Here is an 18,063-nt window from a genome sequence, read left to right as displayed (position 1 = left end):
ACTCAGCGGCATCTGCATTATTTTGCGTTTATTTCGAGGTTTTAACCCTTCATCTGCACTTTACTGCATGTTGACGAGACTCCCGATCTTCTGAAATGCACTATATTGCATTTAAAGTTCACCAAACGACCGCAGTAATGCATTTAATTGCAGATGAGAGCCGCATGCACAATCTGACATTGCAGATATTCAACGCCGGCAAATGGCACGACGCGATGGTGTTGAGTTTCGACTCGCCCGAAAAAGGCTTCGAAAGCCGCTGCAGCTTTGGCTACGAGTCGGCGTATCTGGTCGAGAACATCGAGGTCATCGGCTCCCCTTTTTCCAAGGCCGTGAGTGCGCTGTTCCCCCTTGATTGGGAAGGCCGGCGATCCATCACCCCTGCATTCGTGCATGACATCGCGCCGGCAGGCGCCGCTAAAAGGTTTCTTCTTGCACGTCTGGGGCAGGAGAAACCTGCAGGCATCAGTGCCGATCTTTATCTGCTTGGTCGCTGCACTCCAGCTCCGATCGGCAACATGCGGATAAAAGAATCGGCCGAGGCTGTCGATGAGCGCAAGCCCATCGGTTTTCAGCGTCAGGAGGTCGTCAGCCGTGACCACCGCTTCCTTGAATATGCCTATGAAATGGGAGCTGCGATTGGTGGGGCGACAGGGGCCGGAGGTGAGGCTCCCAAGATTCTTCTGGCAGAGGATCACGCCGGTCTTTTGTATCCCGATGCCGTGCTGGATGATGAAAACGTCAATCAGCACTGGTTTGTGAAGTTCGCCCGGAATAAGGGAGGTCAAACCGATCAAGACATCCTGCGCAGCGAATTCCACTACTACCAGGCGCTTCAGGCACTGGGCATCGAAACCGTCGCGGCAGAAGGTCTGGCGTTAGAGGAAGCGAACAAACCCAGCTTGTGGGTGCAGCGTTTTGATCGCCAGGTGACGAGCCGTGGGGTAGAGCGTTTTGCCGTGGAGTCGATTTATTCGCTGGCCGAAGTGACGACGCCGGGAAGCGCGATGAACCATATGGATGTCATTCGCATGCTCGCCGAGCTCTGGCGCAATGCGGGGCAAGCGGATCAGATTCCGGCGCTGGTGGCGGACTATTTACGCCGGGACCTGATCAACAAGATTCTTGGCAACTCGGACAACCACGGTCGCAATACCGCAATCATTCGTGACGAGGGCTCGTATCGTTTGGCCCCCATTTATGATCTGGCCCCCATGGTCATGGATGACGAAGGTGTGACCCGCACCACCAAATGGCCAAAAGAGCTGGAGAGGGCGGGAGATGTCGATTGGCGAGGGGTTTGTCGCGCATTGGCGGATATTTCCGATCCGGATGACCCATTGGCAGGGTTGTCCGACGCGCCGGAATCTTTCGAGCGCCTGCGTGAAGACGCGCAGTGCCTAGCCGAGTTGCCGGACATTTTGAGCGCCAGCGGTTTGCCTGACCGGACAATGAATCATCCGGGCGTCCACCTGAAAAACCTGGAGCAACGATTGAAAGAATGGGATCTGAAATGAGCATGACCGTCGCCGAGCGCACCTTGCTCATCGAAAGCATTCAAGAAGCGCTGGCTGAAGGAACCGTAGAAATCGGTGAAGCCGTTCGCCGTTTGCGCGTGGAGGTGACCGGGCTGCATCAGACCCAGTTCGCGAAGATGTGCAAGATTTCGGTACGCACGCTGGTGCACATCGAACACGGCGAGGGTAATCAGACACTGAAATCGCTGAATGCCGTGTTCCGCCCGTTTGGACTGAAAATGGGCGTGGTACGGGTTCGGCGAAACAACAGCTGAACCCGCAACCCGCTTAGTGTCGATCGAGTTTCAAGCGCGGCACTCGACCAACCCCTTCACCTGCCCATCCGCCGTCTGATTCTCATCGCTCAACCAACGTTCGAACCCGGCCGCAATCGCCGGCCATTCCGAATCCAGAATCGAGTACCACGCGGTATCGCGGTTCTGGCCCTTGACCACCATGTGTTGGCGGAACACGCCTTCGAAGCTGAAGCCCAGGCGCTCGGCCGCGTATTTGGAGCGGGCGTTGCCGTTGTTGCATTTCCATTCCAGGCGGCGGTAGCCGAGGGCGAAGGATTCCCTGGCCAGCAGGTAGACCGCCTCGGTGCTTTTCGGCGAGCGCTGCATCGGGGCGCCGAAGGTGACGTGGCCGATTTCGATGCGGCCCTGAGCCGGGACGATCGACATCAGGCTGAGGATGCCTTGCACCTTGCCGCTGGCGCGGTCGATGACGCTGAAGAAATACGGGTCGCTGTGGGCGGCGTGGTTGTTCAGCCAGTCATTGAAGGCACTGCGTTCCGGAAACGGGCCGTAGGGCAAGTAATCCCAGAGCTTCGGGTCGGCGCCCGGGCCTTCCAGGGCGTTGAACAGGTCGTCGCCGTGGCGTGCCGGATCGAGTTTTTCCAGGCGGATGAAGCGGCCTTCAATCAGGGTGGTGGTGGGCGGCGGCACGCCTTTCCAGTCAGCGGGAGAAATGGTCATGCACGTGGCTCCTTAAATGGCTTTGCGAAACTGGATGAAACCCGGGCGTTCGGCGATGCGCTCGTAGAGCTGGATCGCCGTGGCATTGGTTTCGTGGGTCAGCCAGTGCACCTTGCAGCAACCGTCGGCCTTGGCCGTGGCGTAGACGTGTTCGATCAACAGGCGACCGACGCCGGTGCCACGGGTTTGCGGCTCCACCAGCAGGTCTTGCAGGTAGCAGGAGTTTTCGATGCTCCAGTTCGAACGATGGTAGATGAAATGCACCATGCCCACCGCTTTGCCGTCAGCCCAGGCGAGGGCGGCGTGGGTCGGTTCGTTCGGGTCGAGAAAGCGCTGCCAGGTGCTTTGGCTGACGGCGTCCGGCAATTCCGTGTTGTAGAAGCGCAGGTAGGTCTGCCACAGCGGCAGCCAGGCGGCGTGATCGGCGGCGCTGACCGGACGGATGTCGATCTGACTCATGGTGATTTCCTTAACGCATCAAGTGAGCGAGGGTTTGATCGTTGATGTCGGGGCTGGCAGCCAGGCCTTCGCGCACGCCGGCGATGTCTTCGGCGCTGCGGTTCTGGCTGAGCTTGCGCTTGCCTTCGAGGCGACCGATCGGAATGGCGAACCCGACGATGGCCTTGAGCATGCCGTCGATGTAATCGGCCGGGGCATCGTCAACCGACCAGGGCTGGGCGCGGCCGGCCTCATGGCGATTGGTGAGGGTGCTGACGATATCCAGCAGCCGACCGCCATCGCTGAAGGTTTCGGCGTGACCGTAGGCGTGCACGGCAACGTAGTTCCAGGTCGGCACGACTTTGCCGTGCTCGGCCTTGCTCGGGTAAAAGCCCGGGCTGACGTAGGCATCGGCACCGGGGAAGATCAGCAGGGCCTCGGCGCCGTCGCGCAGGTCTTTCCACTGCGGATTGGCCTTGGCCAGATGCCCGTACAGCGTACCGTTCGAACCTTGTTCACGATGCAGCAGCACCGGCACATGACTGGCCTGCAAGCCTTGCTCGCCGTGGGTGACCAATATGGCGAGGCGGGTGGCGAGGATCAGTTCGTGCAGTTGGGACAGGTCGTCGATGGCAAAGGCGCGGGGTGTGTACATGGAGAAAACTTCCTTGGCGAATGCCTGCATCGTAGGCAGGCTATTGGTCTGTTGTAAGAGCCATTGATGACCAATTTCATAGGTCCATTGTCATGCCCGATCCGACCACACTGTCGCTGCCGTTCAACCCTGCCGGTATCGAACTCGACCGCCGCAAAGGCCTGAGCCGTCAGCTCTACCAGGCCTTGCGCCTGCGGGTACTCGACGGGCGCCTGGCCAGCGGCACGCGGTTGCCGGCGAGCCGTGATCTGGCGGCAGCACTGGCGATTTCCCGCAACAGCGTGGTGCGTGCCTACGATCAGTTGTATGCCGAAGGCTTTATCGAAGGGCGGGTCGGGGACGGCACTTACGTGGCGCAATTACCGCAATCGCTGGCGCCCGCGAAAAAACTATCCACAAAAGTATCCACAGGGTTTTCAACAGGCTTACCCACAGCCTTATCCACAATTTCGTTAGATTCCACTGGTGATTTATCCAGCAAAGTTATCCACAGCGGTGCATTGCAGCGGCTTGAGCAGAACCATTTACCGACGCCACCGAGCGGTCCGCCGCGAGCATTCCGGGTCGGTGTTCCGGCCTTCGATCTGTTCCCGTTCGACGTCTGGGCCAAGCTGAACGCGGCGTTCTGGCGCAAACCCGATTTGCAGCAGCTGTGTTATGGCGATCCGGCAGGCGATGCGCGCCTGCGCGGTCTGATTGCCGCTTATTTGCGCAGTTCGCGGGGTATGCAGTGCTCGGCTGAACAAATTGTGATCACCAGTGGCGCACAACAGGGAATCAGCCTTTGTGCACAGTTGCTGGTGGAGCCGGGCGCCGGGGTGGGCATCGAGAATCCCGGCTATCGCGCAGCGGGTCATGCGTTCGCGCTGGCCGGTGGCCGATTGCATGGCATTGCCGTGGACGAAGAGGGTATCGACTGCGCGGCCCTGGCCGCCGCCGAAGACTGCCGGGTGGCGTATGTCACGCCGTCTCATCAATACCCGACCGGGGTGGTGATGAGCCTGGCCCGTCGTCTCGAACTGCTGGCCTGGGCCGAGCGCACTCAGGGATGGATCGTCGAGGATGATTACGATGGTGAGTACCGCTACACCGGTGCGCCACTGGCTCCTCTGGCTGCACTCGACCGGCAAGGACGGGTGTTGTATGTGGGGACTTTCGGCAAAGTGGCGTTTCCGGCCTTGCGCCTGGGATATCTGGTGTTGCCGCCGGGCCTGGTCGAGGCTTTCTCGCAACGTCGCGCGGTAGACGTACGGCATTCCGAAGTCAGCACTCAGGCGGTGATGGCCGAGTTCATGGCCGCCGGCCATTTTCAGCGGCATATCCGCAGGATGCGCCGAGCCGCCCTGAGCCGGCGCGACACCTTGATGAGTGGCTGGCCGCAGGAGGTCGAGGGTGTCGGCCCGCTGCCCGCGGTCTCCGCCGGCCTGCATTTGACGGTGCCGGTGGAGAGCGTCGAGCGCGAGCGCCAGCTGATCGAACTGGCGCGCAGCGTAGAGGTTGAGATCAGCGGATTGAGTAACTACTGGCTGCCCGACTCGCTGACCCCGCTCGATCGGCGAGCCGGTCTGGTGCTGGGTTTCGCCGCCGTCCCGGAGCCGGCGATCGATTCGGCGCTGGGCCGTTTGCGCCGGGCCTGGCGGGTGTGAGCCTGCGACGTGACGTCAATCGTCGACCGGGTCGCGGGGCTGCGGCTTCAGGAACAGGTCCCGAACCACCGGATCGACAATTTTACGCAGCGCATTCTCGACCGCATCGAACGTGCTCAAGGATTGCCGCGTCGCCGCGTCGAGCGTTTGCAAGTAGGGCTCGGCGGGTTTGAGGTGGGCGGTGGTGTATTTCGCGTCGGGGTCCTTCAGGGCGTCGTAATGGAAATGCGCCACCCAGAGCGGTTCATTATTGCGGGCTTTGTCGAGGATCCGGTATTCCTGAAAATAATCCCCGCGTTGCCGGGTGCGGATGCGTCCGCGTTCATCCTTGACCACCTCCACCAGCCCGTTGTCATACAGCCAGTGAAAGTACGCCTCCCGGGGTTTGCGTTGCTTGAGCATCGCGGCATAGGTGCTGATGCCTTCGGTCCGGGTGCGTTGCGCTCCGTTGCGTAGTTCCTGACTGAGAGAGGCCACCGGCAGAGGGGGGCGCCCAGCCCTTTGCTGGGCTGCGAGCGCAGCGTCGACGTCGCTGGCCGTTTGCGTGAGCCTGACCGATTGCTGTTCGAACATGTCACGAATGTCCGCTGGAATGCGGCCGGGACGTTTGGCATCTTCCCGGGTTGTACGGTTGAACTCGTTGATTTTCAGATTCAGTTCCAATGCCCGCGCGATGACATCGACGGCATCGGATTTTTTGGGGAGCCGCGAACGCGACAGTTTGATAAAGGGGATTTCCCTAATGGCACCGGACTCTTCGCTCTCGCGTGACGATTCGCTGGCGCCCTGACGAGGGCGGCTCTTGCTGACCTTCACCCTGGGTCTCGACGTCGACGGTCCCGGCTGCGAAACGGACACGACCGGCTGCTCGGTGCGCTCCGGTAGTTCTGCGACCAGGCGCGCGCCGGCCAGCGCATGGAATTCACCGATCAGCTCATGGATGCGATCCAGTCGCGCCTGCACGAACAGTCCCGGGTGGGCGGCGGGCAACTGCTCGATTTCTTGCGCGAGGCTGGCGAAGCGGTCGTTCAAGCGGGCCAATTGCTCGATTCGTTGGTGCTGCGCGCCAGCGATCGGTTCAGCCCTGGTCAGCTCGATCAGGTCATGGCTGGCAGTCGAAGCGTTGCCGGTGATGAGGTTGATGGCTTCTCGGGCATCTTCCATGGCCGGGCCGGGCTGTTCGCGCACGCACCATTCGTAAGCCATGCTGATTTCGTTGGCCTTGAGGTCCAGATCGGTGAACGCCGGAAGCAGCCGTTCCAGATCGTGCCCCACTTTGCTCGAAATCCCCGCCAGTTGTCCCAGGGTGTCCAGCGACTGACGCAGAACCTGCCGTCGGGCGATCATCTGGTCGCTCAGTGCCGTGGCTCGGGTGGTGATATCGATCTGTTCGTCCCGTGACAGGGAGATATCTGTGCTTGCACTGTTGGCGAATTTTTCGGTCATTTGTGCATAGACACGCATCTGCAGGCGCAGTGCACCGCCCAGGCATCGGTGTTGTTCTGCGGTCAGGCGCATCAGTTGGGACTGATAGAACACGCCACCGCCTCCGCTCTGACGCCAGGTTTCCAGGTGTCCGAGCGCCTGGGTGTATTCGTCACCCAGCGCCTCGGCCAACGCCAGGTAGCGTTGGGCCCTGGGTTCGAATTCACTCGAGGAACCGTCCCGTGGCAACTCGAGCAGGGCGCTGCTCACTGCGTTTTTGCGGGTCACTTCCTGCGCCATGAACTGATGAAGGGCCGTCCAGGCTTTTTCCTTGTTTTGCGCCTTGGCGCGCCGCAGCGCCTCGATTCGCCCGGTCGGGCTGCCTCCGCGCAGTCGCAGTTTCGGGTCCCAGTGCCACTCACCCAGCGTGTCATCGAATTTGATGGCCAGGCCGGTATGCGAAGGGTCGGCCGGGTCTACGATGCAGACCGGTTCATTGTCGGGCGCCGTCACTTGAAACCAGCGCGCTCCCACGCGTGCGCATAACCGATCGCCGAGGGTGTAGAGGTGGCTGACCGGGGAAATCGAATGTCCGTCCAGATCCGGATCGGGTATTTGGAAACGCTCCAGCATGGCCGTGAATCCGGCGCTGGTCGACGGGCGTACCAGAGTGCCTGGCTCGACGCTCGACAGATGGTTCGGGGCAATCACGTCGGTCATGGCGTTTGCGTTGAAACGGATGGTCGGCGGCGTTGGCGGGAAAGCACCGGAAACGGCGGGTATCTCTTCCAGTGTCTGTTCAGCCGAGGTCTCGAACAGCGCCAGGGGCGTACGACTGCGCAGCGTGGCGATGTGCTGCGTCAGGATGATGCCGAGGGTCAGCAGGATGTCTCCGACGGAGCGCCACTCCACCAGTGTGTCTCCCTGTTCCCGGGCATCGATTGCCTGCTGGATCTGTTCGATGGTTTGCCAGACCCACACGGCGGTGCCTGCTGCGCCAACCATGAAATTGGACGCGATACTGAACACCGCCCAGCCGCTGTTCGCCAGCAAGGCTCGCCGACGTTCGCTGTTGGAGACTGACTGGCGGTCGGCCAGTTCGGCCAGCGCCTGGCTGTTGGCAGTGTGAAGGGCGTCGAGGATATCGCCGGTCAGCGGCGTATCGTCCAGTCCGATCGGGCCGATCAAGTCGAAGTGGATGAAGGGCTCGAACGCCATCCGGGGAATGATCCAGGGTGACGGAATGCCACTGGAAAAAACGAACTGGGCGTATTCGAAACTCAGCGACGGGCTGGCCAGCCAGGCCAGCACCGAGTCTCGCAACTCTCCAGGCTGATAAATCGCGTAGAGCAGGTTTTGCGGGGAAGCGAACTGCCGCAGCGGGGTGTCCGACAATGGCCGGTAAAGCACACAGGGGCCCAGCTCCGGCTCGCGCGGCCCGATGATGAACGTGTTGGCCACCGTGTCGGCCACGTTGCTTATGCGGTATCGAGGCCTGAAGGCCAAAGGGCGGATGTACACGCCGGGCTCGGTGTCGGACTGTCCCGCGCTGATGGATGCCATCAGTTGACAGATATACGTGTAACCGCGCTCGTCGACATCGCCTCGATGCCGGAGCTTGCACTCCAGGGCCAACAGCGGCAGCAGGGTCGGCAGCTGGCGCCGGTAGCGGGCCCTGTGGCGGGCGGCCTGTTGCGGGTCGTCGATCAGTGCCTTTTTTATCAGTGCCGGATAATGGCCTCCAATATCGACCTGCTCTGCCATCTGCGTCAGGTAGTCGACGGTCAACCATGCCGGCACGCCATGGCCATTGGTGAACGCGACGCTGGCGAGATACGGCGTGGTGTTTTCAAGGGCGAACTCACCGAGGGTCTGATGTTCCTGCTCCAGAGGGTTGGGCAGGGTCAGGCCGGCAACCTCGAAGCTGTGAGCGACGGTTATCTGCAGATCGTCGAGCGGCAGCGAGGCGGCGTCTTCGGCAGCCTTGTCGGCGACAATCGCCTCGCGCATCTGTTGTTGGGCGTAGGACTTGATCGAAAGCAGAGGCTGTCCGACGTTATCACTCGGTTCCTCCTTATGAAGCCTGCCGAGTTCGGCGATGTAGCGTGTGTAAGCCTGAAAATCACGGATCGATCCTGTGTAAAGCCACTTGGGAATGGCCCGGTTCAACTGGCTGAGCCGGGCATGGTCCCTGCCGCTTAAATGCCTGTTGTGCGATGGCGAGGAAAGGGCAGTCGGAACGACGGGGCGGTTGGCGGGATCAAGGGCCTTGATGTCGTCCAGCTGAATGTTCACCAATGCCCACGTACAACTGTCGAAAATGTTTTCCTGCGGCTCCACCAGTCGCCACTCGAGGCTGCGCCCGCTCAGGTCCAGGTCGAGGCGTCCGGGCAGTGACTCTCCCAGTTCGGCAAGGGACGAAAACGATTCGTGGCCGGCGCCGATGGTGTACATCAAAAACCGTTCGCGCTGTTTGACGGTCGCGGTCAGCACGATCGCGCCTGCGATGGTCAAGTGAGTGGTGTTCGAGCCCTCGACCAGGTCGATATCCAGCAGGCAAGCGCGGATCTGGCTGAATCCGTTTAGTGTCGATTGACGCATGGGCTTTTCCGGATGGTTGGCCACCCACCGCCCCAAGGCGCAGGCGTCGGCATCCCAGCCAACAGCGGATTGCACGTCCACGGCGGTTTTCAGTGTGTCGGACAGCTCCTGCCAGCGGGGGCAATGTGCGCCGGTTCCATTCCAGTAGTCGAGTTGTTGCTGTGCGAAGGCGATGAAAAAGAATGCGGCGTGCTCGTTGAGCAGCGATGTCAGCTCATCCATGTCGACGGCCAGGTGAGTGGCCGGTTGGGCGTCCGGCGTGACCGTCAGGAAATGTTCGCCTTCGATCAGGTTCGCTCGGGTTTTCTCGACACTCTGTCGGATGAGCGCGTGGGTCAGGGATTCGAACCGGAAAGACTCGATCGCGAACCCTTGTTCATCGTCGCGCCAAACCGGAGTGGCGAGCATGGTGTGATCGGGGTCGATCTGCAGGTGTGCATAGTGCTTTCCCAGCGCCTGTTGCAGTAGCGTCGAGGCCACCTGATTCAGCGTCGGGCCCTGGCTGATCAGATCGATCAGCCGGCTCTGTTCGAGCAAAAACGGGGAAGAGGCAGGCGTGGTGCCGGCGGCGGTTTCAGTCATGGTTCAGATCCCGTGTGAAAGGGCAGCGCGGCTGGCGGCCCTGATGCGACGCACGTTATCCGGGCGGGCATCGGGCAGGGCGGTGCATAGATATATGCCGTCGGCCGATGCCCGAATTTCGCGGGCAGCGGCGCACCGGCGTCAGGAAAAGAACAGCGCAGCGGCCTGCGCACGATTGATTTCACCGCGGTAAATGGCGATGAGTTCCTGGTTGCCGGTGGTGCGCGGATCGAAGCGTCCACCCAGTCGGCGTTGCTCTACGGTTTTCAGGTGCGCGGCGTTGAAGGCGGTCACCGGATCATTGATTCCGCTGTAGTGAAAGTGCGCGTACCACAGAACCGCGCGGGTTTCGTGGTCAAGCACCTCGTACTCGTCCAGGTAACCCTTCCCGGAGCCCTTGAGCCGCTGCCGGGCAGTGGCTTTCGAGATGTCTACCTGGCCCTTGCTCTTGAGCCATTCGACACGGGCCGCGGTGGGTGGTTGTTGCTTGATGATCCGGATGCGTGCGCTTTGGCCGCGCTGATAAAGCGCGGTGGCGGCATCGGCGAGTTCTCTGTTCAGGGTGCTGGCCGTGGCATTGCGATCATCGGTGAGATTGCGCGCGGTCAGGGCCCGGTCGATTGCATCCCTCGCTTCGCGCAACCGGTCGGCATGCAGGTAGTAGAGATCCTGAATTTCGCTCGGAATGCGCGCGGCCCGGTTGATGTGGGCCTCCGTGCGCCGGTGAAAGGCAGGCAGGCCATCGATCAGTGCCTGGCCTTCCTCGATACAGCGGTGCAGGCTGGGTGCCGGTCCTTTTGACACGGGTTTGGGTGTGACCCTTTCGAGCCAGACACCCGGACTCTTTTCGTGAAAGGTGGCGATGATCTTGCCCGTCAGGGGCGCGCGCACGTCGACCAGATCGGTTTCCCGGCCACTGGCGTCCTTGCGTGGCTCACCGACGACCGTGCCCTTGTAACGGGTCTTGATGACCTTTTTGGCCGACGCCGTCGATGGTTTAGAAGGGCCCGGTACGGGATCGAACTGTCGTTGGTCGCGCAGCAGGTTCACCAGCCGGTCGACCGTCCTGTCGGCAAATCCGGCAACGCGCCGGCGTACCTGTTCGATGCGATCGGCAAGCAGTTGCTCCGGATACTCGACGAGCAGGTCTGCAAAGCGCTGATCGACAGCGACGAACTGTTCGGCCAGATTGCTCATCGTCTCGATCCGCTGACTCAGATTTTGCAGACTCTCCTCGTTGCTCACTTCCAGAGAACTCTGAATGTTCAGCGCCGCATCATCGATCAGGTTTTCCAGCGCCAGCCGCGCATCGACCGGCTCTTGTGTCAGGTCCGGCCTGATGCACAGCTCCTGCTCCAGCGTGATTTGCAGCAGCTTGAGGTCATCGATCGTGTAGCGGGGGAGTTTCGCCTTGTAGTCTCGCGTGACTTCAAGGGCGTCCCTGCCCAGCAGGCTCAGTTCATCGAGTCGGCTACGGGCGTATTCGATCTTGTCGATCATGCCCTGGGTCATGTCACTGGCTTTGGTAAAAGGCGCGTTGCGCTCTGCCGACAGGGGTGCCGAGGGTTCGTCAAGCAATGCCAGGGTAGTGCTCAGGCTGCTGCGGAATTCGGACGATTGTTCGTCGAGCCAGGATTGCACCAGAAACAGCTGCAGTGATAACCGCTCGATCATGGCGGTACGGTAATTGGGGATAGGTTCGACGACGTTCATGGCCTTGAGCTGCTGGATATGCTCACCGTACGCCCTGATCTGCACCTCCAGGGTGTCGAGAAACTGCTCCCGGGCGCTCGAACGGTTATCGGGGGTGGCCTGCAGCATGGCCTCGCGCACCTCTTTGAGCTGGGTTTGTTTGGCCTGCAAGGTGGCGTCGAAGTCGGTGAGCGCTGCCTTCATCTGAATCAGCCGCGCCCGGTTATCGTCCTGCAGTTTCCTGAGCCGGCTGCGCAGGCCGCCACCGTTAAGGCGCAGGCGAAGATCCACGAACCACTGACCGTCGGCATTGTGAGTCAGCAGCGGCCCGGTACGCGCAGGCTGCTGGCGCGAATCGCTGATCTGGACACGTTCGTCGTCATTCACGATCACCTCGAACCAGCGCTGACCGACTGCTGCATACCAGGCGCGCCCATGGGCATGAAGGTGTTGGTATGGGCCCTCGTCCTGGGCATCACCCAGGCCTTCGGGCCTTGGGACCTGGAGGCTGTCGAGCAGCGAGCCAAGCCCCGGTTGCGAGCGGTCCAGAGCGCCGATGGCGTTGACCGAGATGTCATGGCTGGCGGACAGTTCGCGGTCGCCGATGTCCGGCAGGCGCAGCACCTTGATGGCCGGGGATAGCGTTCGGGCAGGTGTTTCAACGACGGTTTGCGGCGACGCCGGTGATTCATGGACCGGCCTTCTGCCAACAGCGGCCCTGTGGGCCAGTACCATGCCCAGTGCCAGGAGGATGTCGGCCAGCGCGCTCCAGTCGAGTCGGGCCGGAGCCTCATTGGCGGCGTCATTCATTGCCTGCAAGTCATCGATGATCTGCCAGATCCACGCCGCCGTCCCCACGCTGCGCCCCAGGAACGGCAGCGCCGCATTGAAAATCCGCCAGCCACCATTCTTCAGCGAAGCCCAGCGTGCTTCAGCGTTGGATACCGACTGCCGGTCCGACTGGGTGAGCATGGCTTGCACATTGGCGTTGAACAGGGCTGGCAAAATCGGGTCTTCGATCACGTCGCTGGCCAACGAAACAGGACCGCTCATATCGAGGGCGGCGCTCGGATCGACCAGCGATTGGGGAATCGTCCAGATCGAAGGCAGCCTGGCGGGAAATACGTACTGCTCGTAATTGAAGCGCACGTCGTCAGGCAACCAGGCCAGTACTGCCTGGCGAATCGAGCGTGAATGCTTGATTGCGTATAACAGGTTGGCGGGGCTGGCGTATTGGATCAGTGGCGGATCGAGCAGAGGCCGGTAAAGCAGGCAGGGGCCTTGGTCGGTCTGGCGCGGACCGATGATGAACATATTGGCAACGATGTCACGGGGACGCTGGCCGACAATGAAAGCCAGCGGGCGGACAACGATCTGCTGTCCATCCACTTGCCGTTCGCTGGCGGTGTCGGCCAGTGCAGCGACAATGTACCGATAGCCTTGTTCGTCGATATCCATTTCGCCACGGATCTTGTGTTGCAACGCCAGCAGCGGCAGCTCGGCGGCTAACTGTCGAGTGTAAAGCCGCTGCAGGGTGGAGGCCCGGGTGCTGTCCTCGACCAGGCAGCGTTTCAGCATGGCCGGGTAACGGGCCCCGATGTCGACGGTGGTCACGAGCCTTTCCAGATAATCGGCACTCATCCAGTCAGGCACCGGAGTGCCGTCCTTGCAGCGCACGACTTTGTTGCCCGGCGGCAGCCCGGCCAGATTCTGCAAGGCGAGATCGGTGAGGGACAGCGTGAGGGTCTCGGTATTGCCCGGCCACATGAACGTGCCCCAGACCACCAGGCTGGTAATGCTGATTTCGAGGTTGTCGACCCTTACATCGTTTGTCTGGGGTTGTTCTCTGCGGATCTGTGCGCTCAGGGCTTCGAGGGTGAAAGTGCGCAGGTCGGGGACTTCGTTCTGGAACGTCTTGCCGGCGTTCTGGTGTTGTATCAGCACCAGATCCAGCAGGTGGCGGCTGTAGCAGGTCTGGTCATCGGCCCTGGCCTGGTCCAGCCAGGACGGCAGCAGTGGTCGCAAGTGCTCGGCCTGGGGTTGGAGTTGCGGTGGCAGCTCTGCGGTGTGTCTGCCGAGCGTGCCCGGATGCGGTAGAACGCCCGGCCGGGTCGAGGGCGGCGACCCGAGCGCGCCGATGGCGTCTGCTTCCAGAGCGATGAGAATGCAGGCCTGGCGATCAAAAAAATTGCCCTCCGGCTCGATCAGCCGCCAGTTCAGCGAGACCGGAACAGCCTTCGCCGGATACGCGTTCCTGATAGCCTCGCCCAGCTCCTCGAAAGAGTCGAAGCGCTGGAAACCCAGCGGCAGTGAGTGGCTCAGGATCAGGGTGCGCCCGGCTACCGAGCCGACCAGCACGGCGGTGTCGAGGACGTGGAGATGGCGGCGTTGCACCTCGTCACCCGCGTCGACATCGATCAGGTACGCGCGGGTCTTGTACTTGTCCCGGGGCAGGCGCTGCGTTTTGTCAGGATCGGCGAAAACGGCCCGGGCCATGGCCAGCCGATGTTCGTCCCAGTCGGTTGTATCCTTGACGTCCCACAGTGCACGCAAGGCGTCCGACAACGAATACCAGCGCGGATGCGACAGGCCTGTGGGTTCGTTCCAGTAATCGATCTGTTGTTCCTGATAAGCCACGAACAGCAGTGGCGCGAGTTCATTGATCAAGCGGGCGAGCGCATCGATCTTGACCGCCAGCGTGACCGGTTGCTCATTCGTCGAGCGCCGGACAAGGTAATGCTCCCCATCGATCCAGGTGACGGTGGTCGCGCCAAGTCCGAGACGCACCAGCACATTGGTCAGGGATTCGGAGCGGCTTCGGCCAGGAATCACGCGATCTCCGTCGATTTGCCAGACCGGAGTCACCACGAGGGTCTGGCGCGGGTCGAGCTCCAGTTCCGGATACAGGGTCTTGAGTGCCGGGCGCAAGGTATTCGTGGCGACCTCCCACAGTGACGGACCGGTCACCAGTTGGGTCAGTACGTCGACAGCGCTGGGCGTCGGGATTTCAGGCATGGCCATCTCCTTGATTGAACCTCAGGCGGCCGGAAGCGGCGCCGGGTCGAGCAAGGTAGCGGGCGAGACGGGAGCGGTTGCGGTACATAAATATCGCAGGCAAAAAAAGACCCGCGTGTGCGGGTCGGGGTATCAGGTGGCGGACTTGAAGCGGCTCATTGCTCGAAACCTTCGAGCACATTCACCGCGTTGATACCGATTTCTTCTACCGCGTAGCCACCTTCCATGACGAACAGGGTCGGTTTGCCGAGGGCGGCGATGCGCTTGCCCATCGCCAGGTAATCCGGGATGTCGAGCTTGAACTGCGAGATCGGATCGTCCTTGAAGGTGTCGACGCCCAGCGACACGACGATGATGTCGGCGCCGTAGTTATCGATCTCCTGGCAGGCCTGATCCAGCGCGGCGCTCCAGACATCCCAGCCGGAACCGGCCGGCAGCGGGTAGTTGAAGTTGAAGCCTTCGCCGGCCCCTTCACCGCGCTCGTCTTCGTAGCCGAGGAAGAACGGAAATTCCGCTTCCGGGTGGCCGTGGATCGAGGTGAACAGCACGTCGCTGCGCTCGTAGAAAATCGACTGAGTGCCGTTGCCGTGGTGATAGTCGACGTCGAGGATCGCGACCTTCTTGTGGCCCTGATCGAGGAACGCCTGCGCCGCGATGGCGGCGTTGTTGAGGTAGCAATAACCGCCCATCAAATCGCTGGCGGCGTGGTGTCCCGGTGGACGGCACAGGGCGAAGGCCCCCCGCGCGCCGCGCTGGATTTCCGCTTGAGCGGTCAGCGCCACTTGCGCTGCGCTGTAGGCCGCTTGCCAGGTGCCGGCGGTAATCGGTGCGCCGCCGTCGAAGCTGTAATAGCCGAGCTGGCCGTGCAGGCTGGTCGGCTTGATCTGACGCAAAGTGCGCGCCGGCCAGGTGTAGGGCAGCAAATCGCCGTCGGTGTTGAATTCGGTCCAGCGCGCCCAGGCGCCTTTGAAGAAGTCGAGGTAGTCGCGGCTGTGAATGCGCTCGATCGGCCCGAGGCCGAAATCCTTCGGCGCCTCGACCGGGCCGAGGTTTTGATTTTTTACCCGTTGCAGCACGTGGTCGGCGCGCGACGGCATCTCGAAGCAAGGCTTGAGTTGCCCGTCGATCAATTCGCAGCGGCCATGGTGCAGGTGGTGATCGTCAGAGTAGATCGTCAGCATTTGTTGTTCTCCGCAGGGGCTGATTCGGTTGATCACAGTGTTGCGGCGTGAGCCGAATCGGAGAACGGCCAGAGAGGCCAAAAGGGGATCGATGTGGCCAAAAATACTGACCTGATATCGCCCCTCGACGGTTTAACCGTGTGGCCGGAACTGACTCGGTGCCACGCCGCTCCAGCGCACGAAGGCATGACGGAAGCTTGCCGTCTCGCTGAAACCCAGGGTTTCGGCGATGCGGTAGATCGGTAACTGATCCTCGCAAAGCATCTGCTTGGCCCGCTCGAAACGCAGTTCGTCGAGCAGCTCCTGGTAGCTGCAACCCATGTCCTTCAGATGTCGACGCAAGGTACGCGGCGAGCAGTTCATCTGCTGCGCCAGACCTTCCAGCCCCGGCGCGGCGTTGAGTTGTGCGCTGAGCAACTGACGGATCCGCCCAAGCCACGCCTGACGGCCAGTGAACTCGATGTTCTGCTTGCGGCACCGCTCGGCCATGGCTTGATGGGTGATGATGTCGGCGAGTGGCAGCGGCTGGTCTAGCCAGCGCCGGTCGAAGGCGAAGGCATTGTCCTTGGCGCCAAAGTGCAGCGGCGCCTTGAAGAGTTCGGCGTAGCTGTCGCGATAGTCCGGCGCAGCGTGTTCGAAGCGGGCAGCCAGCAATGGCAGCGGATGGCCGAGCAGGTCGTCGCAGATGACTTTCAGCGACACCAGACAGAACTCGGCATTGAACACCGCCATTGCCGGGCTTTCGCGGTAATCGGCGGCAACGAACCAGACGCGCTCGCCGTCGTCCTCCAGGCTCAGCTCGAAAAGTGTTCCCAGCAGCGCCGGATAACGGATCGCCAGCCGCAAAGCGTCACCGAAGGTGGCACAGGTCAGCAGCGCGTAACCGAGGATGCCGTAGCAGGAAACATGCATGCGCCGGCCCAGCTCCAGGCCGATGTCGTGCTTGAGCGCGACCGCATTGGCGCAGACCTGCATCTCCTGATTGGTGGTGATGCGGGTGTCGGCGCGGGCCAGATCGTCTGCACGGATGCCGCTGCCAGCGAGCAACGCTTCACTGGGTAGGCCTTCGGTCTTGAACGTGTTGAGGATCAACGAGACCGCATTGAGCGTAGTGAGGTGGGAGTGGAGCATAAGATCTTCCAGCCTTGGGATAGCTGGAACGCAGCAAGTTACATGCCGGACGAAGAGTCAATTGTGGGAGCGGGCTGGTTCGCGAATGCGTTGTGTCAGACGACATCAACGCATCTGACATAGCGCTTTCGAAAGCAAGCCCGCTCCCACAGGGCCATGACGTGGTCTCAGACCAACTCACCGCACAGGTCGAGTTCGACCAGGCGCCGCACTTCGGCCGTATCAAGGCCTGCACCGAGCAAGCCGTTCAACTTGCCGAACGCTGCTTCGCGGGTCATGCCGCCACCGGACAACACGCCAACACCACGCAAGCGGCTGCCGGCTTCATACACATCCAGTTCCACACCGCCTTCATGGCACTGCGTGACTGCAACTACGACCACGCCGCTGTCCCGCGCCCGGCCGAGGCTGGCGAGGAACTTTGGATTGTCGCTCGGCCCGGTGCCGCTGCCGTAGCACTCCAGCACCAGACCCTGAATGCCGCTGTCGAGCAGGCCGTCGATGATCTCGGCGCCAATGCCCGGGAACAGCGGCAACACGGCAACTTTTGCCAGTTGCTTCGGTTGGTTGTAGTTCAGCGCTGCCGGCAGGGAAGTGGCTTTCACGCCGCCTCCCTGACGCTCCAGACGTTTGAACGGATGACGGCCGAAGCTGCGCACTTTCGCGCAACGGGTCGGGGCCAGCAGTTCGCCGTGGAAATACAGATGCACGCCCGGCGCCAGGCCTTGGCCGAGGGCGACCAGTGCGCCGCTGAGGTTTTCCCAGGCATCGCTGTCGGTGACGCCGGCCGGCAGCATCGAGCCGGTGAAGCACACGCGGGCATGCAGGCCGAGCAACTGGAAGCTCATGGCGGCGGCGCTGTAGGCCAGGGTGTCGGTGCCGTGCAGGATCAGTACGCTGTCGCAGCCTTGCACATCGACGGCGTCGACCACCGCTTCACGCAGTTGCTGCCAGTAGGCCGGGGTCATGTTGGCGCTGTCGATCAGCGGCGACATTTCGCGAAAGCGCCACTGCGGCACCACCAGCTCAGGCTGGCTGTGCAGGTAATCGCGCATCCGCGCTTCGAAACCGGAGGCCGGGGCCAGGCCATTGGCGCTGGCCTGCATGCCGATGGTGCCACCGGTGTACAGCACCATGACGTGCTGGGCGGCAGGGTAGGTCGAGGAATTCATGGGGAGTTCTCCTGAACGAGGACAGCATGCG

General features: G+C 61.7%; 11 protein-coding genes. 3 read left to right on the top strand and 8 right to left on the bottom strand.

All coding sequences use genetic code 11. The annotated features are described in order from the left end of the window. Positions 1-164: 164 nt before the first annotated feature. Both CAF76_RS06340 and CAF76_RS06335 read left to right on the top strand, forming a co-directional pair. Complete coding sequence (locus CAF76_RS06340; RefSeq protein WP_085647108.1) at positions 165-1,517, top strand: HipA domain-containing protein; 1,353 nt, start codon at positions 165-167, stop codon at positions 1,515-1,517. Next, the gene (locus CAF76_RS06335; protein WP_064600535.1) at positions 1,514-1,792 is read left to right on the top strand and encodes a helix-turn-helix domain-containing protein; all 279 of its coding nucleotides are present in this window, start codon (positions 1,514-1,516) and stop codon (positions 1,790-1,792) included. Before CAF76_RS06340 ends, CAF76_RS06335 begins: the two co-directional genes overlap by 4 nt. 30 nt (positions 1,793-1,822) lie before the next feature. Here CAF76_RS06335 and CAF76_RS06330 read toward each other — a convergent pair whose 3' ends face one another. Genes CAF76_RS06330 through CAF76_RS06320 form a run of 3 tightly spaced genes read right to left on the bottom strand, consistent with a single transcriptional unit; the run spans position 1,823 to position 3,587 of the window. Next, positions 1,823-2,494 (bottom strand): GNAT family N-acetyltransferase, encoded by a 672-nt coding sequence (locus tag CAF76_RS06330; protein WP_085647107.1) that lies wholly within the window; start codon positions 2,492-2,494, stop codon positions 1,823-1,825. A 12-nt stretch (positions 2,495-2,506) separates the two neighbouring features. Next, a complete protein-coding gene (locus CAF76_RS06325; RefSeq protein ID WP_085647106.1) occupies positions 2,507-2,953 on the bottom strand; it encodes a GNAT family N-acetyltransferase in 447 nt (148 codons plus the stop codon). A gap of 10 nt (positions 2,954-2,963) precedes the next feature. Next, positions 2,964-3,587 carry an FMN-binding negative transcriptional regulator gene (locus CAF76_RS06320; RefSeq protein ID WP_085647105.1) on the bottom strand — a complete coding sequence of 208 codons (624 nt, stop codon included), beginning with the start codon at positions 3,585-3,587 and terminating at the stop codon, positions 2,964-2,966. A 92-nt stretch (positions 3,588-3,679) separates the two neighbouring features. Between CAF76_RS06320 and CAF76_RS06315 the strand changes: the two genes are divergently transcribed. Continuing rightward, entirely contained in the window at positions 3,680-5,233 is a 1,554-nt protein-coding gene (locus CAF76_RS06315) for a PLP-dependent aminotransferase family protein (RefSeq protein WP_085647104.1), read from the top strand. Between the two features lie 15 nt (positions 5,234-5,248). On the opposite strand, the gene CAF76_RS06310 is transcribed toward CAF76_RS06315, so the two are convergent. From CAF76_RS06310 to CAF76_RS06290, 5 genes are all read right to left on the bottom strand, one after another. After that, entirely contained in the window at positions 5,249-9,841 is a 4,593-nt protein-coding gene (locus CAF76_RS06310) for a dermonecrotic toxin domain-containing protein (RefSeq protein WP_085647103.1), read from the bottom strand. A gap of 141 nt (positions 9,842-9,982) precedes the next feature. Continuing rightward, positions 9,983-14,548 (bottom strand): dermonecrotic toxin domain-containing protein, encoded by a 4,566-nt coding sequence (locus tag CAF76_RS06305; RefSeq protein ID WP_085647102.1) that lies wholly within the window; start codon positions 14,546-14,548, stop codon positions 9,983-9,985. Positions 14,549-14,703: 155 nt separating this feature from the next. Next, positions 14,704-15,729 carry a histone deacetylase family protein gene (locus tag CAF76_RS06300; protein WP_085647101.1) on the bottom strand — a complete coding sequence of 342 codons (1,026 nt, stop codon included), beginning with the start codon at positions 15,727-15,729 and terminating at the stop codon, positions 14,704-14,706. 132 nt (positions 15,730-15,861) lie between these two features. Then, entirely contained in the window at positions 15,862-16,860 is a 999-nt protein-coding gene (locus CAF76_RS06295; RefSeq protein WP_085647100.1) for an AraC family transcriptional regulator, read from the bottom strand. A 167-nt stretch (positions 16,861-17,027) separates the two neighbouring features. Next, the gene (locus CAF76_RS06290; protein ID WP_085647099.1) at positions 17,028-18,032 is read right to left on the bottom strand and encodes an asparaginase; all 1,005 of its coding nucleotides are present in this window, start codon (positions 18,030-18,032) and stop codon (positions 17,028-17,030) included. Positions 18,033-18,063: the final 31 nt, after the last annotated feature.

It is taken from the genome of Pseudomonas sp. B40(2017) (assembly GCF_002112855.1).
In the GTDB taxonomy this organism is placed as follows: domain Bacteria; phylum Pseudomonadota; class Gammaproteobacteria; order Pseudomonadales; family Pseudomonadaceae; genus Aquipseudomonas; species Aquipseudomonas pharyngis.
This window is presented reverse-complemented; position numbering and strand designations above follow the sequence as displayed.